The 20,202-nt window shown below is 57.3% G+C and carries 15 protein-coding genes; 9 read left to right on the top strand and 6 right to left on the bottom strand.

Features of this window, described 5'->3' with window-relative positions; genetic code table 11:
* Positions 1–18: 18 nt before the first annotated feature.
* The 3 genes from rplI (at position 19) to priA (ending at position 5,832) form a co-directional block, all read left to right on the top strand.
* Positions 19–462, top strand: a complete 444-nt coding sequence (rplI, locus tag H4317_RS05480; protein WP_185889139.1) for a 50S ribosomal protein L9 — start codon at positions 19–21, stop codon at positions 460–462.
* A gap of 178 nt (positions 463–640) precedes the next feature.
* Positions 641–3,028: a GSCFA domain-containing protein gene (locus H4317_RS05475; protein ID WP_185889138.1), complete on the top strand. Its 2,388-nt coding sequence runs from the start codon at positions 641–643 to the stop codon at positions 3,026–3,028.
* A gap of 254 nt (positions 3,029–3,282) precedes the next feature.
* A complete protein-coding gene (gene priA / locus H4317_RS05470; protein WP_185889137.1) occupies positions 3,283–5,832 on the top strand; it encodes a replication restart helicase PriA in 2,550 nt (849 codons plus the stop codon).
* A gap of 20 nt (positions 5,833–5,852) precedes the next feature.
* On the opposite strand, the gene H4317_RS05465 is transcribed toward priA, so the two are convergent.
* Both H4317_RS05465 and H4317_RS05460 read right to left on the bottom strand, forming a co-directional pair.
* Positions 5,853–6,410, bottom strand: coding sequence for a hypothetical protein (locus H4317_RS05465; RefSeq protein WP_185889136.1), 558 nt, complete (start codon positions 6,408–6,410; stop codon positions 5,853–5,855).
* A 177-nt stretch (positions 6,411–6,587) separates the two neighbouring features.
* Positions 6,588–7,196 (bottom strand): hypothetical protein, encoded by a 609-nt coding sequence (locus H4317_RS05460; protein ID WP_185889135.1) that lies wholly within the window; start codon positions 7,194–7,196, stop codon positions 6,588–6,590.
* Positions 7,197–7,391: 195 nt separating this feature from the next.
* Between H4317_RS05460 and H4317_RS05455 the strand changes: the two genes are divergently transcribed.
* The 3 genes from H4317_RS05455 to H4317_RS05445 all read left to right on the top strand — a co-directional run bounded on the left by H4317_RS05455 (position 7,392) and on the right by H4317_RS05445 (position 9,946).
* Complete coding sequence (locus H4317_RS05455) at positions 7,392–8,174, top strand: class I SAM-dependent methyltransferase (protein ID WP_260625831.1); 783 nt, start codon at positions 7,392–7,394, stop codon at positions 8,172–8,174.
* Between the two features lie 129 nt (positions 8,175–8,303).
* Entirely contained in the window at positions 8,304–9,542 is a 1,239-nt protein-coding gene (locus tag H4317_RS05450) for an S-adenosylmethionine:tRNA ribosyltransferase-isomerase (RefSeq protein WP_185889134.1), read from the top strand.
* Positions 9,543–9,628: 86 nt separating this feature from the next.
* Positions 9,629–9,946 carry a hypothetical protein gene (locus tag H4317_RS05445; RefSeq protein WP_185889133.1) on the top strand — a complete coding sequence of 106 codons (318 nt, stop codon included), beginning with the start codon at positions 9,629–9,631 and terminating at the stop codon, positions 9,944–9,946.
* 83 nt (positions 9,947–10,029) lie between these two features.
* On the opposite strand, the gene H4317_RS05440 is transcribed toward H4317_RS05445, so the two are convergent.
* Positions 10,030–12,576, bottom strand: a complete 2,547-nt coding sequence (locus H4317_RS05440) for a M14 family metallopeptidase (RefSeq protein WP_185889132.1) — start codon at positions 12,574–12,576, stop codon at positions 10,030–10,032.
* 222 nt (positions 12,577–12,798) lie between these two features.
* Complete coding sequence (locus H4317_RS05435; protein WP_185889131.1) at positions 12,799–13,068, bottom strand: hypothetical protein; 270 nt, start codon at positions 13,066–13,068, stop codon at positions 12,799–12,801.
* 197 nt (positions 13,069–13,265) lie between these two features.
* On the opposite strand from H4317_RS05435, the gene H4317_RS05430 reads away from it, so the two are divergent.
* Both H4317_RS05430 and H4317_RS05425 read left to right on the top strand, forming a co-directional pair.
* Positions 13,266–13,736 carry a hypothetical protein gene (locus H4317_RS05430; RefSeq protein ID WP_185889130.1) on the top strand — a complete coding sequence of 157 codons (471 nt, stop codon included), beginning with the start codon at positions 13,266–13,268 and terminating at the stop codon, positions 13,734–13,736.
* Positions 13,737–13,925: 189 nt separating this feature from the next.
* Positions 13,926–15,095 (top strand): ribonuclease D, encoded by a 1,170-nt coding sequence (locus H4317_RS05425; protein WP_185889129.1) that lies wholly within the window; start codon positions 13,926–13,928, stop codon positions 15,093–15,095.
* A gap of 126 nt (positions 15,096–15,221) precedes the next feature.
* Here H4317_RS05425 and aceA read toward each other — a convergent pair whose 3' ends face one another.
* Together aceA and aceB are read right to left on the bottom strand one after the other, a co-directional pair.
* Positions 15,222–16,502: an isocitrate lyase gene (aceA, locus tag H4317_RS05420; RefSeq protein ID WP_185889128.1), complete on the bottom strand. Its 1,281-nt coding sequence runs from the start codon at positions 16,500–16,502 to the stop codon at positions 15,222–15,224.
* 258 nt (positions 16,503–16,760) lie between these two features.
* The gene (aceB, locus tag H4317_RS05415; protein ID WP_185889127.1) at positions 16,761–18,392 is read right to left on the bottom strand and encodes a malate synthase A; all 1,632 of its coding nucleotides are present in this window, start codon (positions 18,390–18,392) and stop codon (positions 16,761–16,763) included.
* A 332-nt stretch (positions 18,393–18,724) separates the two neighbouring features.
* Between aceB and H4317_RS05410 the strand changes: the two genes are divergently transcribed.
* A complete protein-coding gene (locus H4317_RS05410) occupies positions 18,725–20,155 on the top strand; it encodes a helix-turn-helix domain-containing protein (RefSeq protein ID WP_260625830.1) in 1,431 nt (476 codons plus the stop codon).
* Positions 20,156–20,202: the final 47 nt, after the last annotated feature.

Below are 20,202 nucleotides of genomic sequence, written 5' to 3'. Positions count from 1 at the left end.
CCCAACCGTAGTACTGATATGGAAGTAATTCTGAAAGACGACGTAAAGGGCCTGGGCTACAAGAACGACACCGTAACGGTGAAGCCCGGCTTCGGTCGCAACTACCTGCTCCCGCAGGGTCTGGCTGTACTAGCCGACAAATCGAACAAGAAAATTGTAGCCGAGAACATTCGTCAGGCTGCGCACAAAGCCGACAAAGTGAAAGCTGATGCGCAGGCAGTAGCTGACAAAATCGGTGATGTAGTACTGGATATCCCAGCTAAAGTAGGTGAGAGCGGCAAAATTTTCGGCCGCGTAACCACGCTGCAGCTGGCTGATGCTCTGAAAGCAAAAGGTATTGACGTGGAGCGCAAGCGCCTGTCGTTCGACCAGGATCCCAGTTCGGCTGGTGAATACACCGCTACTGTGGACCTGCACCGTGAGGTGAAGCACAAAGTGCGTTTCAACGTAGTAGCTGAATAAGCAACTACGCTTCTGGAAAGGCCCGGCTGTTTGCGCAGCCGGGCCTTTTTTTTAATCCTGTGGCAGTCATTTACTCGTATCTCCGGAATGAGGTGCTATTTCGCGTACGTTTGGTTGAACCAACGATGTTGAGTAGGTTGCCTGTCCGTTGGCCCAGTTTCGGCCCTATCTTCTAGTAATGTTTCGTACTGAATTACCGCTTGTCCCGCATCCGCAACAGTTACCGCTTTCGGCGCGAGTACTGACGATAGGCTCTTGCTTTTCGGACAGTATTGGTAGCCGCTTAGCTTCTGATAAGGTTCATACACTGGTTAATCCTTTTGGTACGGTCTTCAACCCGGTGCTGGCTTGCCGCTTGTTGCGGGCCGCGGCCGGCGAAGACATGGATTGGCAACAGCACCTAGTGGAGGCCCGGGGCCGCTGGCAGAGCTATGATTTGCACGCTACTGTAGGTGCTGACTCGCCGGTAGACCTGCTACAGCAGGTACAGCAGCTTATTCGTGACACAGGCGTTTTTCTGGCCACTGCTGATGTAGTGGTACTCACGCTGGGCACCGCTTGGGTGCACCGTCTCAAAGAAACCGGGGAGTTGGTCAGCAATTGCCACAAAGTACCGGCTGAGAAGTTCGACAAAGAACTGCTCACTCCGGATGAGATTATCAATGCGGTAGCAGAAACCCATGCCTACCTGCGGTTGCGCAATCCTAAGCTGCGCTTTGTGCTTACTGTTAGTCCGGTGCGGCACGTAAAGGATACGCTGCCACTGAATGCCGTAAGCAAATCGGTGCTGCGTGTGGCCTGCCACTACCTCAGCGAGCTGCTGCCAGATGTGTCATATTTTCCGGCCTATGAACTGCTACTTGACGATTTGCGGGATTACCGCTTCTACGCCGAGGACATGCTGCATCCTTCGAAAGTAGCGGAAGACTACATCTGGGAACGGTTTGCGCGCACCTACTTCGATGCAGGTTTTGGCCGCTTCCGCAAAGAGTGGGAGACTATACGTTTGGCCTTACAACACCGGCCCCTACACTTAGCATCTCCGGAGCATCGGCAGTTTCTGGAGAATACACTGGAAAAACTGGAGCGCCTTTCGGCTCAAGCCGATGTGCGTATGGAGATTCTGGACGTACGCCGCCAGATTGAGAGCTTGCCGGAACCCAAGCAGGCAGAACCTGAAGTGGAGGACAATGAGGAACGGATAGATATAGGTGAAGACGCTGAAGTCTATATGCCTGCTCCTCGCCGCGCTACAGTAGTGCAGAAACCAGAAGAAGTAGCTGAGGAAATCGAGGAATACGAAGAGTTTGAGTCGATTTCTGAACCAGCAGAAGCTGAATCTGAGGATGTGTACGCGTCTGCTGAGGCTGAAACCGCAGAGCTCCTTGATGAGGTTGCACCAGCGAAGAAAAAGCGTCGTAGCCGCGGAGGCGCCAAGCGTAACAAGAAGAAGCACGCTGCCCGCCTAGCCGCCGAAACTGCTGCATTAGAGGCTGAGGACGCAGTTTCCTTATCAGTGCCTGCAACTGACACAATTGGACCAGAAACTCCTGTGGTGCTACCGGAAGCGCCAGCCGTTGTTATTTCAGCCAACTCAGATCTGCCGCTGCAAACGGCTATGGAACGGCGCAAGCGCAATTCCCGTCGAGGTGGCCGGGGCCGGCGTTCAGCCGACATACCATCGGGAGAACAGAACGTTCTGGCCGAACCGGAATCGACACATCCGGAGCCAGAGGCAACTGATTTTCAGCAAGCCACACCTTCGGAACCACAGCCGGCATCTGCTGATTCTTATCCAGCAGTGCCTTCGGCAGGTGGAATGACTGATGACAGTCTCAGCCCCGAAGCCGGCCACAACCGACGGCCGGAGCGCACAGGCCGCTCTGCTAGCGAGAAACGTGCTGCTGCTTTACGCAAGCCGCACCGTGCTTCTTCGCGCACAAAACCTTTATACAATAGCGACGCGTCCACTCCTGAGCAGGCTGATACGTCGGCTTTACCTACTCCACCCGTAGCGGAAGCAGTAGCACCCGCAGTATCGTCAGCAGCTTCTGCGGCTTCAGGCACTTCATCCATACCAGACACGAAAGGCACAGGAGCATCCGGGCAGTTGAGCGCTACTGGCAAAGCAACTCGTGCTGACCGGCCTGCCCGCTCGCAGACCAAGCCTGCTACACCTGCAGCTACAACGGACGTAGTTTCCGTTGAAGCAGCATCGGAACCAGTGGCTGTAACGCCAGCGAAGCCAGCAAACAAACCGCGGCGGGCGGCGGCTACATCCAAAGCAGCTCCATTGGCAGCGGCAGTTCCTGCTCTTGCAGAAGCCACCCCACCTCTGGCAGCGCCAATACCGCCAGCTCGCAAGTCCCGAGCGAAGCCTAAAGCCGATGTTCCGGGCGCGCAAACACCCGTTGTGGCGGCTGCACCAGCGAAAAAGCCACGTAAGTCAGCTGCTACTACCTCCACTACAGCAGAACCCGCTGTGGAAAAGCCTGTAGCACCCAAGCGGCAACGGCCGCCACGCCGGAAATCAGCAGCGTCGGACCCACCTGCGGAAAACGCGTAAATAATTTTTCAAAACCCGGCCCTAATCGGCCGGGTTTTGTTTTTCAAGTCAGATTCAGTTGCCACCTCAGCGCTTGTTCCTGCAACTCACTGTTGTGCCAGCGAGTTTTACTTCGTTTGTGCAGTCCAACAGCGCGTCAGGACGTTTTCAAAGCTTACGGCCTAATATAGCCTTCACACATTGCTTGCGCTGAGGCTGCGGAGCCAGTGCCGCGCTGTGCTATCTTTACTTTTCGCTTCCAGTCCGATTTCCTTTTGAGCCTTACGTTCGACTTTGTTCAACCGCAGCCTGAGCCGGCCGCCGACCGTGTCACGCTCTTCGCCGACGTGATTCTGCCGCTGCCACTGCCCAAGCTGTATACCTACCGCGTGCCCTTCGAGCTGAACGACCAGGTCGTGATTGGCGGGCGCGTGATTGTGCAGTTTGGGGCCAAACGGACTCTGAGTTGCATTGTGGCTGCTGTGCACGAAACGCCGCCAAAAGACTACCAGGCCAAGTACATTCTGGAGTTCATTGATGACTCGCCGGTAGTAACGCAGCCGCAGCTCAAGCTTTTCCGCTGGATGGCCGACTATTACCTATGCACACTGGGCGAGGTTATAAACGCCGCGCTGCCTGCCGCTCTCAAGCTTAATTCCGAAAGCCGCATCCAGCTGCACCCCGTGTGGATGAACACCGACGAAGCAGACCGGTACCCACTGAGTGAGCAGGAGCAGAAAGTAGTAACTACGTTGCTCGATGGTGAAGAAGGCAAGTCTATGACGTTCACGGAAGTAGGCGACGTGCTCGGCATTGCCTCCTTTCACAAGGTCATCAAGAGCCTGATGCACAAGGATGTCATCTTCTTGTTTGAGCATCTGGCCGATAAATACTCGCCGAAAGTGGTGAAGAAAGTGCGGCTGGCCCACCATTTTGTGGCAGAGGCAGCACTGGAAGGCCTATTTGCGCAACTGGCCAGCAAGGCCAAGCAGCTGGATGTGCTGATGCGCTACCTGCAGAAAGTGCCCGTGTACCAGAACGAGCACGCCAACCACGCAGGTATCGAAAAAGCCTACCTCACGTCGGCGCCGCACCTCTCCCCTTCTGCTGTCAATACGCTCATTAAAAACGGCGTACTGGAACAGTTCGACCAGATTGTGTCGCGCTTTCCGCTGGACGATGCCACGGAAGCTAACATGCACTTCAAGCTCAGCGAAGCGCAGCAGACGGCTCATGACGACATTCTGGACCAGTTTCAGACCAAGGACATTGTGCTGCTGCACGGCGTGACGGGCGCGGGCAAAACGGAAATCTACATCGAGCTGATTAGGCAGGCGCTGGACGGCGGCGGGCAGGTGCTGTATCTGCTGCCCGAAATTGCCCTCACCGCCCAGATTGTAACCCGCCTGATGCGCGTATTCGGCTCGCGGCTGGGCGTGTACCACTCCAAATTCTCCGACAACGAACGGGTGGAAGTATGGAATGGCGTGCTTTCGGGCCGCTTCCAAGTGGTAGTGGGCGTGCGGTCCTCTGTGTTCCTGCCCTTTGATAATCTGGCCCTGACCATTGTGGATGAGGAGCACGAGTCGAGCTACAAGCAGTACGACCCGGCACCGCGCTACAATGCCCGCGAGGTGGCCCTGATGATGGCCAACTTCCAGGGCTCGAAAACGCTGCTGGGCTCGGCCACACCAGCTGTGGAAACCTATTACCAGACCCGCGCCGGCCGCTATGGCCTCGTGACGCTCACTAAGCGCTATGGCGAGGCCGGTTTGCCGGAAATTGAGCTGGTGGACACCCGCAAAGCCCGCGAAAGCAAAACGCTGCTCAACCATTTCACGCCGGAGCTGATGGCCGAAATGGAAAGCAAGCTGGCCCAGAAGGAGCAGGTAATTCTATTCCAGAACCGTCGTGGCTATGCCCCTTTCATCAACTGCCTTGACTGCGGCTGGATTCCAAAGTGCACGAACTGCGCTGTGAGCCTGAGCTACCACAAGCAGGCCCACGAGTTGCGCTGCCACTATTGCGGCCACCACGACCGGATGCCGGTGCAGTGCCCAGCCTGCGGCTCGCGTAACGTCAAAACCGTGGGGTTTGGCACCGAGAAGATTGAGGACGACCTGAAGGTGATGCTGCCCCAGGCCAACGTGCAGCGCATGGACCTCGACACGACGCGCGCCAAAAACGCCTATCAACAGATTATTTCCGACTTCGAGCAGCAGACTACCAACGTGCTGGTGGGCACCCAGATGGTGACAAAGGGCCTGGATTTCGCCAACGTAAGTTTGGTGGGTATTATCAACGCCGACTCAATCATTCATTATCCCGATTTCCGGGCGCACGAGCGGGCTTTCCAGATGTTTGTGCAGGTGAGCGGGCGGGCCGGGCGCAAGGGCAAGAAAGGCAAGGTCATCATCCAGACTGCCGACCCACAGCAGGTCATCTTCGACAAGGTGATGCGCAACGACTACTTGGAATTCTACGAGTATGAGATTACGCAGCGGCGCGAGCATGGCTACCCGCCGTTTATGCGTATCATCCGGCTCACGGTGAAGCACATGGACCAAGTACTGGCCGAGCGGGCAGCTATTCTGCTTACCGGCGAACTTGTGGCCCGGCTGGGCCGCGAGGCGGTGCTAGGGCCCGAAGCGCCTTATATCTTCCGGATTCGCAATTTTTACCTGCAGGAAATTACCATCAAGCTTAGCCGGGAGCATACAGTACTCAAAGCCGCCAAAGCCGATATTCTGGATGCCATCAACAACATCCGCGACCAGAAGGACTACAAACAGGCGCGCTTCGTAACCGATGTCGACCCCATGTAAGGCGACTTGGGCCAGCAGTTTTACTTGGCCTGGGCCGCTTTTCGCTCAGCTCGCAGCTTTTCTTTCGCAAGGCGACGCGTGCTGTTTTTGCTCTTGAATATGATAAGTGGGACACTGAGAATCATAGGAACCAAACCGTAAGCAAATAGGGCCAGCCCGCCCCAGCCACCTATGCTAATGCCTGCAATCAACATACCGGTACCCAACAGGAGCAGGATCACACCAAAAATATTGGCGGTACTGGTCCGGGTGTCAGCTGCCTTGATTTGCTCGGCCGTTGGGCCAGTTGCTCGTTGCCGAACTAGGCTGGTATCAGGCCTGGACAGAAAGACCGGCATGGGTACGGGTAGAGCAGGACGTTGGTGGCTAATAGACACAATTTCAGTATCCGCGTCGGGGGTTGGCAGCGAAGCACTTAATTCCGGCGGCACAGAATAAGCCGCTGGCACGTTACGAATTGGTGCTACTGTGGCAGCAGTGTGCTGTGGACTATCCGGAGCCGATACATAGCTGGCTGTAGAGGGCAAGAGAAATACAGGGCGGGCACTCTGGCAACCGGCAAGCAGCAGAACGGCCAAGAAGTAGCCACTCAACCCAGAATAGAGATTCATAGATAGCAGCAATGAGTTGCGGCAAGAAACGCTAATTCAACCAGAGTAGCATCTTGCTACCTGCTCCGTTACGAAAAGACTAGTAGGAAACAAAAAACCCCGACCATATCGGCCGGGGTTTCTATCGTGGCAGTCAGCCTAAGGCTAGACTTCGTCGAGGAGCCAAAGGATGATGAAGATCAGGCCGATAATGGAGATGATACCACCAATCAGGCCGAAAATACCGCTGATACCGCTCAACAGGGATATCAGCAGACCTACCAGAATCAGGATGATACCTGTGCGCAGGTAGCCACCAATTTTGCTGGTTTCGGCAGTTTCGTAGCGCTGCTTGAGCTGTGCTTTGCTGGCTAGTTTGTCGAGCTTTTTGGTCACTTTGCTAAATGCAGCACGCTCTACCAGATTCAGCTTGCGAGGAGCAGCACTAGTAGCTGCAGGCTTAGTTGCTTTGGCAGAAGCTACTGCCGCGCTTTTAGCAGCGGGAGTTGCGGCTGGTGTAACAGCCGGCACAGCGGCGGGGGTTTCAGCAACAATATTTTTTTCTTCTACAGGAGCCGTTATTACTTCTGCAGTGGCAATTTCTTCTTGCTGTGCAACCGGAGCTGGTGCGGGCTTAGCCGTGCCATGATAGGTGGCATGGTACGGCGAAGTTTTGGGCAACATGGCATACTCGGCGCGGTTGCAGCTGCTGGCACTCAGGGCAATGGCAGCAATGGCAGCCAGCTTGGGCAGGTGGTGGAAGAGGTGCTTCATAGAAGAAGAAAAGGTTGGTGAAAACTGTTCAAACGAGCTTTGTACGCGCCAAATTAGAACAAGGCGGAAAAACCAGCGCTGTTTGTTGCTTTTTTAAGCTTGGCAAAATGAATTCTGGCTGCTCTCGTATAGCCGGTCCGAACCCTTATGTTGGCTAAGATGTTGTCGAAACACGGTTTATTTGCATCTGTGCGTATGATATCTTCTTCCTTTCTCCAGGCGTCGGTGATGCTGGTGTTGCTTTTGCCCACGGCTTGCACCCAAACGCCTATGGAAAGCTCGGCGGCACTTGGTGCCGACCGACATCTGTCCGACCAGTCTGTGGCTCCTGACACCAGTGGCTACCGACTGGCGGCTCCCCAAGACCCCAATGGTATCGGCAAGTACTACCAGGGGCGCCAGATTGCGCACGTAATGGGCCACGAGGGCGCCGACTGGCTGGAGCGCAACGACCGGCAGGAAGAGGAAGGCACCGACATCCTGCTGCGCGAGCTACAACTGAAGCCTACGGATGTGGTAGCCGATATAGGCGCCGGCACCGGCTATTTCTCTTTCCGCATCAGCCCGCTGGTGCCCAAAGGCAAGGTGCTGGCTGTCGATATCCAGCCGGAGATGATAAAGTATTTGCGCGACAACAAGGAGCAGAATAAAGCGCCTAACGTGGAACCTGTGCTGGGCACTGTGCAGAACCCGAATCTGCCGGCGGGCGGAGTAGATCTGGTGCTTATTGTTGACGCGTATCATGAGTTTGACCATCCGCGTGAGATGATGCGGGCCATCAAAGCGGCTCTGCGCCCTGGTGGTCGGTTGGCGCTGGTAGAATATCGGGCCGAAGACGTGAATGTGCCCATCAAGCGCATTCATAAGATGAGCGAAGAACAAGCTCGCAAAGAAGTGCAGGCTGTGGGGTTGGAGTTCGTGGAAAACCGCCAGACACTTCCGCAGCAACACCTCCTGATTTTCCAGCGCGCAAAATAGTCTGTGACTGTACCGCCCTTATTAATAGCCCCCGATACATCCTTGTACCGGGGGTTTGCGTTGGTGCAGCATCCAGCTTTTCTGGAGTTGGCCGCTATGCAATGGAAGGCACCTTCTACCTTTGCACCCATGCCGACCTCATTGCCCGCTGACCCACGCCAGCTTTCTATCCACGACTACACCTACCAACTGCCGCCGGAGCGCATTGCCCCGGAGCCTCTACCCCAGCGTGACCAGTCGCGCCTGCTCGTGTACCGCCAGGGCGTCATCCAGGACCAGACATTTCAGGGTCTGCCGGCAGAGTTGCCCACTGATGCGCTGCTGGTCTTCAACGATACCAAAGTGGTGCGGGCACGGCTTTTCTGCCACAAGCCCACAGGTGGCCTGATTGAGTTGTTTTGCCTCGAGCCCGTAGCACCGCACCGCGCTATAGAGCCTGCTATGCAGCAAACTGGCGAGTGTGTCTGGAAATGCCTGGTAGGCAACGGCAAACGCTGGAAAAGCGGACCTGTGACGCTGGAGTTTACGGCACAGGGCCATGCCGCCACACTCACGGCTGAGCGGCAGGAAACGGCCGATGGCTATTCCCTGATTCGCTTCCGGTGGGAGCCGGCGGCACTGCCGTTTGCAGAAGTATTGCGCGGGGCCGGCCACCTTCCGCTCCCCCCCTACCTCAACCGCGAAGACACTGACGTAGACGCTATACGCTACCAAACAGTGTATGCGGCGCAGGAAGGGGCCGTGGCCGCCCCCACAGCCGGCCTCCACTTCTCCAACCAAGTCTTGGCTGACCTCGCGCAACGAGGCATTCAGTCGGTTCGCGTGACGCTGCATGTAGGAGCCGGCACTTTCCAGCCCGTGAAGGCCGACCGGATGGATGGCCATGCTATGCATGGAGAGCCTATTAGCATATCGGCGGCAGTACTGCGGCAGCTGCTGGCTCATGCGCCACGACCTATTGTGGCAGTGGGCACCACCAGCCTACGCAGTCTGGAAAGCCTATATTGGCTGGGAGTGCAGGCGGCGCAGGGGCAGCTTACTGGTGATATAGTGCCGCACGTAGGCCAGTGGCAGCCCTACGAGCCCGGTTCCAAATTAGCCACCGCAGCTTCATTGCAGGCATTGCTGGACTTCATGCTTGAGCAGCAGCTTGACACATTGCATGCCACCACACAGCTGCTCATTGCGCCGGGCTACCGGTTCAGGGTTATCCAAGGGCTGATTACCAATTTTCATCAGCCAGAAAGCACGCTGCTGCTATTAGTGGCCGCATTGGTAGGCCCCGGATGGCGACAGGTGTACGAACATGCTCTGGCTAATGGGTACCGTTTTTTGAGTTACGGCGACAGTTCGTTGCTGCTGCCATAGTGCTGCACAAGCCGGTTTGGCAACCAAATTTATCAGCGCCGTATAAGGCTCAGGTTGTTTTATAACCTCTCTTGATATCTGAACTCATGAAAAAGATGCTCATGCTGCTTGCTGCCGCAGCCTTCTCTACCGCAGCCTTCGCCCAGGGTGATAAAGTAGTTGTCCGTGATGAAACTACTGGCGCTAAAACCGAAACCTCCGTACGTGACAATGGCACGGTGAAAACCGAAACCCGCACCGGCCGCACCGAAGCCGGACAAAAAGCCTACAACACGAAAGAAGACGTGAAATACGCCGGCAAGAAAACGGGCCGCGTCGTTGAAAAAGGAGCGAAGAAAACCGGCAGCGCCGTGAAAAAAGGCGCCAAAGCCGTGAAGAACAAAGCTGAAGATGTAGTAGACTAGTCTATCACACTTCCATAAAAAAGGCCCCGCTGAATTGTCAGCGGGGCCTTTTTTATGGAAGTGTGATCTTCCGAAACCTTAGGCTATTGGCCCACAAAGAACAGTGCGTTTCCGAATAACAACTTCCCTCCCTGCCAGAAGCCCCGGAACAAGGGGTTATCGGCAAGGTAAATGACCTGGCCCCGGCCCATATCCTGCGCACCCAGCACAAAAGTATCGTTGAGCTTTCGGCGGGCATTGCGGCCGGCAAACCCGGCGGCATAGTTGTCGCGCTTGAGCACGCCTACGTTCCAGCCTCCTTCGCCTAAGAAGCGGTAGTTGAGCGTATCACGAATGAGGGCAAAGTAAGTGCTGCCATAGCCAAAGGCCAACGGGTGGGTATTGTCGAGTAGTACGCGGTAGACGCTACCCTGCACCCGCTCCCCAATCTGTTCCCGCTCGGCATTGGCATAGGGCTTGAGCAGGCGGTAAGGGTCGGCTTTGCGGGCAGCGGTGCTGTCGGCGGGCTTTCCTTTCAGCAGAAAATCTTTCTTGCCCGACAGGAAAGCCGCCGCGCCTTCCATTGCAATCAGGCGGCCACCGCCGCGCACCCAGGTTTTGAGGGCTTCCAGCTGCCGCTCGCTGTACACCTCCGAATAGTCGCCATCAGGCAGAATCAGTACATCGAACTTAGCCAGCGGCACCGAAGGCAAATAGTCAGTACCCAGTACAGTCACCGGATAGCCAATCTGCTGCTCGAAAAAGTGCCAGACCTCACCAAAAGCAGTTGGCGAGACACCATTGCCAGCCACCACCGCAATGTTGGGCCGCGCCACGTTGCGCACATAGCCCGAGCCGAGGTCGGCGCCGGAGGTAGAGAAGCCCGACTGCACGGCCCGTACCATCACGCCAGCCGAATCGGCCTGGCTCCGGATTAACTGGTCGAATTTTGGTCCCAACGCTTCGTTGCCGTTGCGCGTGATGACGAGCGTGCCCGGCAGGTATTTCTGCCCTTCCGACTCGAAAGCCCGGCCTGCAACGCGCACCTTCACTTTCTGCTGCAGTAGCCGGCTCAGGAAACGCACATCCTGCAGATTATTCCACCGGGCCACATACGCGTATGGCTGGCTCAGTGCGGCCGATGAGGCGGCGACAACAGTAGGCGTATTGGCGGCCTGGCCGTTGGCCGCTATCCGGTCTTTCAGGGCGTAGGCTTTCAGCCCGAATGAATAGGGAAGCGCCCACGCGGTGATGTCGTAGGTAAGCGAATCTTCCAGTGCGGGTCGTGGCTCAAATAGCACCTTCACCAGTGTTGATTTGGGCTGATACATACTGATGACCACATCCTGCGCTTCTACCTGTACCGTTTCTTCGCGGCCCGCAAAGTAGTTGAAGCCCCGCAGGCGCTGGCGGCGCGGCGCATAGCCAAACTGAATCTGCTGGCGCTGCAGATACTCCGTGAAAGCGCGCAACTGGCCAGGGTCGCCGGAACCAGCCACCACGTACGACTTATAAGCGCCACGCGGAGCCGTGCGGGCTTCATCAAAGTATTTCTTGAACTCCTTAACCAACTCCGTTTGCCGCTCCGAAGCGGCCCGAATGGTAGCCAGACTAGCTGCGTGGTGATGGCTGATGCGTTGGGCCAGCGTCAGGGTGTCACCGTCGGACTTGGCATAGCGCACACCAGCCCGGCCGGAGCCACCCTGCTCGTAGGTCATGCCAATGGCGCCATTGAAGGATGGGTACGTGTCGCCGTAGCTGGGGTAAAACAGGTCGTAGGTTTCGCGGGTGAAATAGAGCCAGTTGTTTTTATCAAACACGGCGCGGTTATAATCCCCGATAATGCCCTGAAACTTGCGCTGGAAGTTGGTAATGTCCTCGTGGAAAGGCTTGGCCGCCGGCGAAAAGTAGTACGGGTCTTCCGGGCCCATTTCGTGAAAATCGGCGTGCACCTGCGGCAGCCACTGGTTATAGAGTGCCAGCCGTTGGCGGCTTTCCTGCTGCGTCTGCCAGGCCCAGTCACGGTTCAGGTCGAAATAGTAATGGTTGAAGCGGCCGCCGGGCCAAGGCTCCCGGTGCTCCCAGGCGTAGGGCGAGGCATTGGGCACCTGGGCCCGCACGCGGTTGTACCATTGCACGTACCGCTCATGCCCGTCGGGGTTCACGCAGGGGTCCACGAGTAGCACGGTGTGCTGCAGAAACTGCCGGGTTTCCTGGTTCTCCGGATTGGCCAGATCGTATAGCACCTGCATCACGGCTTCCGACGACACGGCCTCATTGCCATGAATGTTGTAGCTGAGCCAGACTATGGCGGGAGCATCGGTGCGGGCAGTCCCGCTGGCCAAACCTGCGAGGCGCAGGTTGTTCTGTCGGATATCGTCAAGACGGGCCAGATTTTCGGGGGTACCAATCTGCACTACCTCCAACGGCCGGTTTTCGTAGGTGCTGCCGTAGGGCTGCACCCGCATCCGGCCTGCGGCATGAGCCGCTACATGCTCTACATAGCGTAGAAGCGTGGCATGCGGTGTGAAGCGGCTTCCTAGCTCATAGCCCAAAAATTGAGTGGGTGTCAGCAGCGGTCCGGTTTCAGTAGCAGTGGTTTGCGCTTGTACTGGCGCCGCACTTCGCAGCAGCCAGAGTAGCGCCACCATCCCCAGATATGCCCGCCAGGGCCTACAGTAGTATTTGTTTCTCATCAGACAGGCAGTAGATCGAAGACGAAAGGTAAGCAGGCGGCTGCCGTTTGCCCAGACGCCACCGTATCTACTTCTTAGCTGTGGCCCGAACAGCAACCGCCAAATTGGACCACAGCAGCCACGAATACAAAAGGCCCATCAGAAGCATCTGACAGGCCTTTTGTATTTTGTGATAGGCTAAAACCGCGCTACGTTGCTGTAGTCGAAATCCTGACTCTCCGTTTCCTTCTCCCGCACTTCGTACAGCACATTTTCTACGATACCCCGGCCCAATAGGCTCAGCCCGGTATTGAACACACCCAAGGCTAGGGTGCCGGCCGCTACCCATTCGCCGGTTGGTGCGCCGCGTTCCTTTTTGCTGGCAGCCCATTGCACAAGGCAAGTACCGAAACCAACAACCACCAGCCCGGCCGGGGCGAATAGCAACCACTTTTTCTTATGCGTCATGGCAAGGAGGAATTTGAGAGCAGAGTGAACAGGTAGGGCAAACGGGAAACTCAGGCTGAGTCGCACTAGAGAGCGTACGTTCCAATCGTACCTTTGCCTTCTAGGGTTTCAGAAAATTACTGCTTCCCGTCGGATTTCCTCTCACTATCAGCCGCTGGCTTTCACAAAGCCGCCTGTTCGCCGCCTTTTCTGCTGTTATGTCTGCCTACGAAGAACTACTACGTGAAGCCTTTAGCCGGGTAGCTGACCCTGCCCGCTTCCTGACGCCTTCCACACTGGTTGCCTACTCCGATTTCCAGCGCGCCTCCGCCAACGACCTATCGTTCCGGTTTGAGCGAGTGCGCCTGGGCACAGCCATGAGCATTCTGCAGCTGCTGGCCGACCTTGGCGACCATGACGACAGCCGCAAAGTAGTGGAAGCCCTACACCGTGCCCTTCTGGCTCGTTCCATCAGTGAAATAGATGCCGTGATGCACAAAGAGGCTAAAGCATTCGAACGGCTTTACACGAATCTTTACGTGAACGAAGAAGGCGAACTGCTGCTCAACCTCTTCGAACGCACCCTCGATGCTGACTCGCAACCGCTTATGGACAGCACAATTCAGGAGGCTCTGCAGTTGGCCCTCGAGCTGGACTTCACCCGCGACGACGAGGAAGACGAAGACTAGCTTCTGAATCCGGTTTTCAGGCTGGCTTCCGCCCTACTGGCTATATTGGCCGGCCGAGTGTTCGGCACGCCTACTGTTTTGGTATGGCCATCATTGGGTTTGCCCGCCCGGTCTACTTACCTTTACTCTGGTTGGCTTTATTCCTATCTAGGCGTCATCCAGTACCAGCCGCCCCTTTTCCGCCCCCGAATGTCTACCATTCACTACTTAACTACGGCTGCCGAAGTGCAGCAAGCTGCGCACACACTCGCCGCTGCCCCACGTATTGCTATCGACCTGGAGTTTGATGACATGCGGCACCGCTACGGCCGTAATCTGGCTCTGATTCAGGTGTTTGATGGGCAAACAGTGTACCTCATCGACCCGCTGCCGCTCACCAATCCGGCCCACGACTTGGAGCCGCTTTGGGTTATTCTGCGCGAGCCGGCGGTAGCCAAGGTCTTTCACAGCTGCAAGTCGGATATTTTGCTGCTGGATGAAGTGTACGGCGTGCATGTGCGCAACATCGTTGATACCAGCGTACAATACACGCTGCTCGGCGAATCGGACAACAACATTTCCCTGGGACGCCTTATTCAGGCCGAGTTGGGGCTGGAGGTAGATAAGGGCGAGCAGAAGTCTAACTGGCTGAAACGTCCGCTCACAGAAGCACAAAAGCTTTACGCCGCTAACGATGTGCTGTACCTGTTTGAGCTGACGGACCGGCTACGCGACAAGCTGGTAGCATTGGGGCGCCAGCATTGGGCCGATGAAGAAAACGCTGCTCTGGAAGAAGTGCGCTACAGCCGCGACGAACGGCCTTACCTGCGCATTGCGGGCAAATACCGCATCATGCCGCAGGAATTGCCGCTCTTCCGCGACTTGTATCTACTGCGTGACCAAGTAGCCCGCCAGCTCGACCGGCCGCCTTACATGGTATTTGCCAACGACCGGCTTTCGGAGCTGGTACGCGACACGCCCCGCAACCTCAACGACTGGAAGGCCGCCCGCGGCCTGCATCCGGAGCTAAAGCGCCCACCGTATCTGGAGCAACTCTCGGCCCTTTCGCCTGAGAACTTTGTGGCGGTGCCCGAACCAGCCCAAGCCGGTGAGCAGCGCCGCTTCCCGTTCCGACGGCGCCTCAGTGGCGACAAAGCTGCCCGTGCCGATGCTCGTGAGCAACTCCTGCTACAACTCAAAACCCATATCACCGACGACATCAACGGCTACGTCGCCAACCTGGTGTTGTCTAACCGCCTCGTAGCCGATATCATCGAGCTGGGAACTGAACAGGTGCTGCGTCCCTGGCAGAAAACCATATTGCAGGAAGCCACTGAGCGCCACGGCCTAGATTATCAGCAGATAGCTACTCCTTTCTAACTGGTGATTTTTGCGGACTAGTCGAATTTCGGCGACTATTTGTCTACCGGTTAGTTGACGAGTTGACGACAGAAAAAGAGGCTTGTCGTTTGGCAAGCCTCTTTTTCTGTCGTCAGAATCAGCGTTCTAAAACTGTGCTTCCTCCGTGCTGCCGACAAGGGCTGCAGTGCTGGTAAGGTTGCTGGTTACCACGTTCTGCACGGCATCGAAGTAGCCGGTGCCCACAAAGCTCTGGTGCTTTACGGCCTTGAATCCGTGCTTCTGCAGCGCAAACTCGCGCTCCTGTAGCTCCGAGTAGCCAGCCATGCCCCGGTCGCGGTATGCCAGCGCCAGCTCAAACATGCTGGTGTTGAGCGCATGGAAGCCAGCCAGCGTAATAAACTGAAACTTGTAACCCATAGCGGCCAGCTCCTCGCGGTAGGTTTCCATCTGCTCCACGCTCAGTTTGGCGGCCCAGTTGAAGGAAGGGGAACAGTTATATGCCAGCAGCTTACCCGGGAATTTCGCGTGAATGGCATCGGCGAACTGGCGGGCCTGCTCCAGGTCGGGGTGCGAGGTTTCCATCCAGATGAGGTCGGCGTAGGGCGCATAAGCCAGGCCGCGGGCAATACCGGCCTCCACGCCACAGCGCACCCGGAAAAACCCTTCCGACGTCCGCTCCGCTTCCTGCAGAATGAAGGGCTGGTCGCGCGGGTCCACATCGGCCGTGAGCAGGTCGGCGGCATCGGCGTCGGTGCGGGCCACTACCAGCGTGGGCACGCTCTGCACATCGGCGGCCAGGCGGGCCGCTACCAGCTTATTGATGGCCTCCTGCGTGGGCACCAGTACCTTGCCGCCCAAGTGCCCGCACTTCTTCGCCGACGACAGCTGGTCCTCGAAATGCACGCCCGCCGCGCCGGCCTCAATCATCATCTTCATCAGCTCAAACGCATTCAGGTTGCCCCCGAAACCGGCCTCGGCATCGGCCACAATCGGCACTAGCCAGTGCACGTTGCCCTCGCCCGATACGCTCTGAATCTGGTCGGCGCGCAGCAAGGCGTTGTTGATGCGCTTCACCACGGCCGGTACGCTGTCGACGGGGTACAGGCTCTGGTCGGGATACATCTGGCCGGCACCGTTGGCGTCGGCCGCCACCTGCCAGCCGCTCAGGTAAATAGCATTCAGGCCCGCCTGCACTTCCTGCACGGCCTGGTTGCCGGTGAGAGCCCCGAGGCCGGCCACGTACTCCTCGGTGTGCAGCAGGTGCCACAGCCGCTCGGCTCCCTGCCGGGCCAGCGAATACTCAATCTGCACCGACCCCTGCAGCTTCACTACATCCTCGGCCGAATAAGGCCGCTTAATTCCTTTCCAGCGTGGGTTCGTGGCCCATTCCTGCTTAATGGCGGCAATGCGTTCCTGCTTGTTCATGGCAATAGAAGATTGTGCAGACCTGAAACAGGCCGCTGGTTGGAGAAAAAAAAGAAGGGAATAGGATAGCCGGCGCTAAAGGCAAGGCGCTGCCCAGCCGGCCCGAAGCCAGTTTTGAAATCGGGAAGAAGGAAAGAAAAGGTGCGTTGAAGTGGCGCTCCTGCCCGCTAGCAGTAGCAGACCTTCCGGCGGGCCCCCACGGCACGGTTCCGGATGCCGTAGCGCAGGGCCAGGAGCACCACTTCCAGGCGCAGGTCCTTACGCCAGCTGCTCGTAGGCCGGCACGGTCAGAAACTCGATGAACGTGGGGCTGGTCACGAGCTGGTCGAAGAGGCGGGTGGCTTCGAGGTAGCGGCCGGCGGCGTAGCGCTCCTCCCCTACCAACGCCTTAATTTTCTCTAGTTGCCCGGGCACCAGGCTACGATACAGCTCCACGGTCACGGGGCGGCCATCATCGAGGGTGGTGCCGGGCGTGTGCAGCCACTGCCACACCTGCGCCCGGCTGATTTCGGCAGTAGCGGCGTCTTCCATCAGGTTATAGATCGGCACGCAGCCGTTGCCACCCAGCCACGATTCTAGGTACTGCACGGCCACGTCGATGTTCAGCTTCAGGCCTTCTTCGGTGATGTGGCCCTTGGGCGCACGCACTAGGTCTTCGGCCGTCACAGTCAGGTCTTCGCGCTTGTTGGCTATCTGGTTGGGTTCGGGCATCAGCTCATCGAACACGGCCAACGCCACCGGCACCAGGCCCGGATGGGCTACCCAGGTACCGTCGTGGCCGTTTTTGGCCTCCCGCACTTTATCCAGCCGCACCTTTTCCAGCGCGGCTTCATTTGCCTCAGGGTCGTTTTTGATGGGAATCTGGGCGGCCATGCCGCCAATGGCGTGTACGCCGCGGCGGTGGCAGGTCTGGATAACGAGCTGCGAGTAGGCGGCCATAAACGGCACGGCCATCGTCACCTCAGCGCGGTTGGGCAGCCGGAACTCGGGCTTGAGGCCCAGCCGCTTGATGTAGCTGAAAATATAGTCCCAGCGGCCACAGTTGAGGCCGGCGCTATGCTCGCGCAGCTCATACAGGATTTCGTTCAGCTCGAAAGCGGCCGGCAGCGTCTCAATCAGCACCGTGGCCTTGATGGTGCACTTCTGCATCTTCAACGACCATTGCGCAAAGCCAAACACGTCGTTCCAGAGGCGCGCCTCCAGATGGCTCTCAATTTTGGGCAGATAGAAGTAGGGTGCGGTGCCGCGGGCGCACAGCTCGTGGGCGTTGTGGAAGTAATACAACCCGAAATCGAACAGCGAGGCACTAACCGGCTCCCCATCTACCAGCATGTGCTTTTCCAGCAGGTGCCAGCCACGGGGACGCACCATCAGCACGGCCGTCTGCTCGTTCAGCTTATACTCTTTGGCCGGCGTGCTCAGTGAAATGGTGCGGCGCACGGCGTCGCGCAGGTTGCGCTGGCCTTCTACCACGTTGGCCCAAGTCGGCGAGTTAGAATCTTCCAGGTCGGCCATAAATACTTTGGCCCCGGAGTTCAGCGCGTTGATAATCATTTTGCGCTCTACGGGTCCCGTAATTTCCACGCGGCGGTCCTGCAGATCTGCCGGAATAGGTGCTACTGTCCAGGGCTTTTCCCGGATCAGGCGGGTTTCGGGCAGAAAGTCGGGCAGCTTTCCGGCCTCGAATTCCCGCTGCCGTTCCTCGCGGCGCTGCAGCAACGCCCGGCGCGTATGGTCGAAGCGGCGGTGCAGCTCGGCCACGAAAGCCAGCGCCGATGGCGTCAGGATTTCAGCAAACTCCGGCGAATACTTACCCGTGATTTTCACGCGCTCCGGCGTCAGAAACTGGGGTGCGGCCACGGCCGGCTGGGTATCAGTAAAAGGCGACATAGAACTGAGAAGGTGAAAGTGACCGAAAAGGAACTGCCTCGGGAGGATGCATCAAACATACATCAGCGAATTTTATCAAACAAGCGAATTTTCGCTAGTTTTTATAAACCCTTGATTTTGCGTTGATTTGCGGGGTTGTGCCTGTATCAGTCTCTGAAAGCTTTTGAATTTTCGTTCCTTGTAGCAAAGCTGTTCCTACCACAACTACTAGTGCTCAGCGCCTCTGTTTCCCGTTTGTTGTTCCTCATGCGTGCAGTCAGCTGCACGTCCTATTGCTTATGCTAAGCCACAGCCAGGTTGTCCGGTTGATATTTGGATTGAAACTGCGCGAATTGCGCCAGGAACGCGGATTTACTCCCGCTGAGTTGGCCCGCGCCTGCGACGTATCGGTATCCTACCTGAATGAGATAGAGAAGGGCAAAAAGTACCCGAAAGCCGATAAAATACTGGGTTTGAGCAAGGTACTGGGCGTTAGCTACGACCAGCTGACTTCCTTGACGCTAAGCCGGCGGCTGGAGCCGATTTCGGAGCTGCTGCAGTCGGATCTGCTGAAGGAGTTTCCACTGGAGATGTTCGGGCTGGACCCGTTGCGCATCGTGGAGCTGATTGCCGATGCGCCGGCCAAGATGAACGCCTTCATCAGCACCATCTTCGAAATAGCCCGCAACTACGAAATGCGCCAGGAAAGCTTCTTTCTGGCAGCGCTGCGCTCCTACCAGGAAATGCACGACAACTATTTTGAGGAACTGGAGCAGGATGTGCGCACTTTCTGCGGCGAGCAAAACCTTAATACGCAGGCCCCCTTCGATACCCGGCAACTGGAACGGGTGCTGGTGGAGAAGTATGGCTACACACTCAACCGGCAGAAGCTGGCCGAGTACGCCTCATTGGGACGGCTCCGGTCGGTGTTTCAGCCCAAAACCCGCACGCTGCTGCTGCGGCCGGGCCTGAGCAAAGCGCAGGAAGCCTTCGTACTGGGCCGCGAAGTTGCCTTCAATTACCTCGGCCTTAAGGAGCGGCCCTACGTGAATGCCACCTTCCCGGTACATTCGTTCGATGAGGTGCTCAACAACTTCAAGGCCTCCTACTTTGCCGGCGCGCTGCTGATGGAAGAAGAAAGCCTAGTGCGCGACCTGCAGGACTTTTTCGGGCAAACCACCTGGCAGCCGGCCCGCCTGCAAGCCATGCTCACGAAGTATGATGTGTCGCCGGAGATGTTCATGCAGCGCATCACCAACCTGCTGCCACGCTATTTCGGTATCCAGAGCTTGTTTTTCCTGCGCTTCGACCAGCCTGATGCCGAAGCGGCATACTTGCTGAGCAAGGAGTTGCACCTCTCTCGCCTGCACAACCCGCACGGCAACGAACTGCATGAGCACTATTGCCGCCGCTGGATTGCCATCTGGCTGATTCAGGAGGCCCGGCACAAGGCGCAACTTGAAACGCCTGCTTTCAGTATGGGTGCCCAACGCTCGCGCTACCCCAACGAGGACGAGTACCTGTGTCTGTCGTTGGCGCGGGCCGGGGCCCCTGGCGAACCGGCCGTGAGCGTAACCGTGGGCCTGCTCTGCGACGATAACCTGCGCCAAAAAGTGCAGTTCCTCGATGATCCGGCCATTATTCAAAAGCGCGTTAATGAAACGTGTGAACGGTGTTCCATTCCGGATTGCGAAGTCCGGGCAGCACCGCCCGTGGAAATAGCGCGCCGCCAGCGCCAGCGCGAAGCCGCCGACGCTATTGCGGCATTAGTGAATGGCGGCTAACTGGCCCTGGGTATAAGGGCGTAGCCTCCTTCCCAAGTTTTCACAAC

The sequence above is a fragment of the Hymenobacter sediminicola genome (genome assembly GCF_014250515.1).
Taxonomy (GTDB): domain Bacteria; phylum Bacteroidota; class Bacteroidia; order Cytophagales; family Hymenobacteraceae; genus Hymenobacter; species Hymenobacter sediminicola.
Note: the sequence above shows the minus strand (reverse complement) of the source record. Positions and strands in the feature narration are given on the sequence as shown.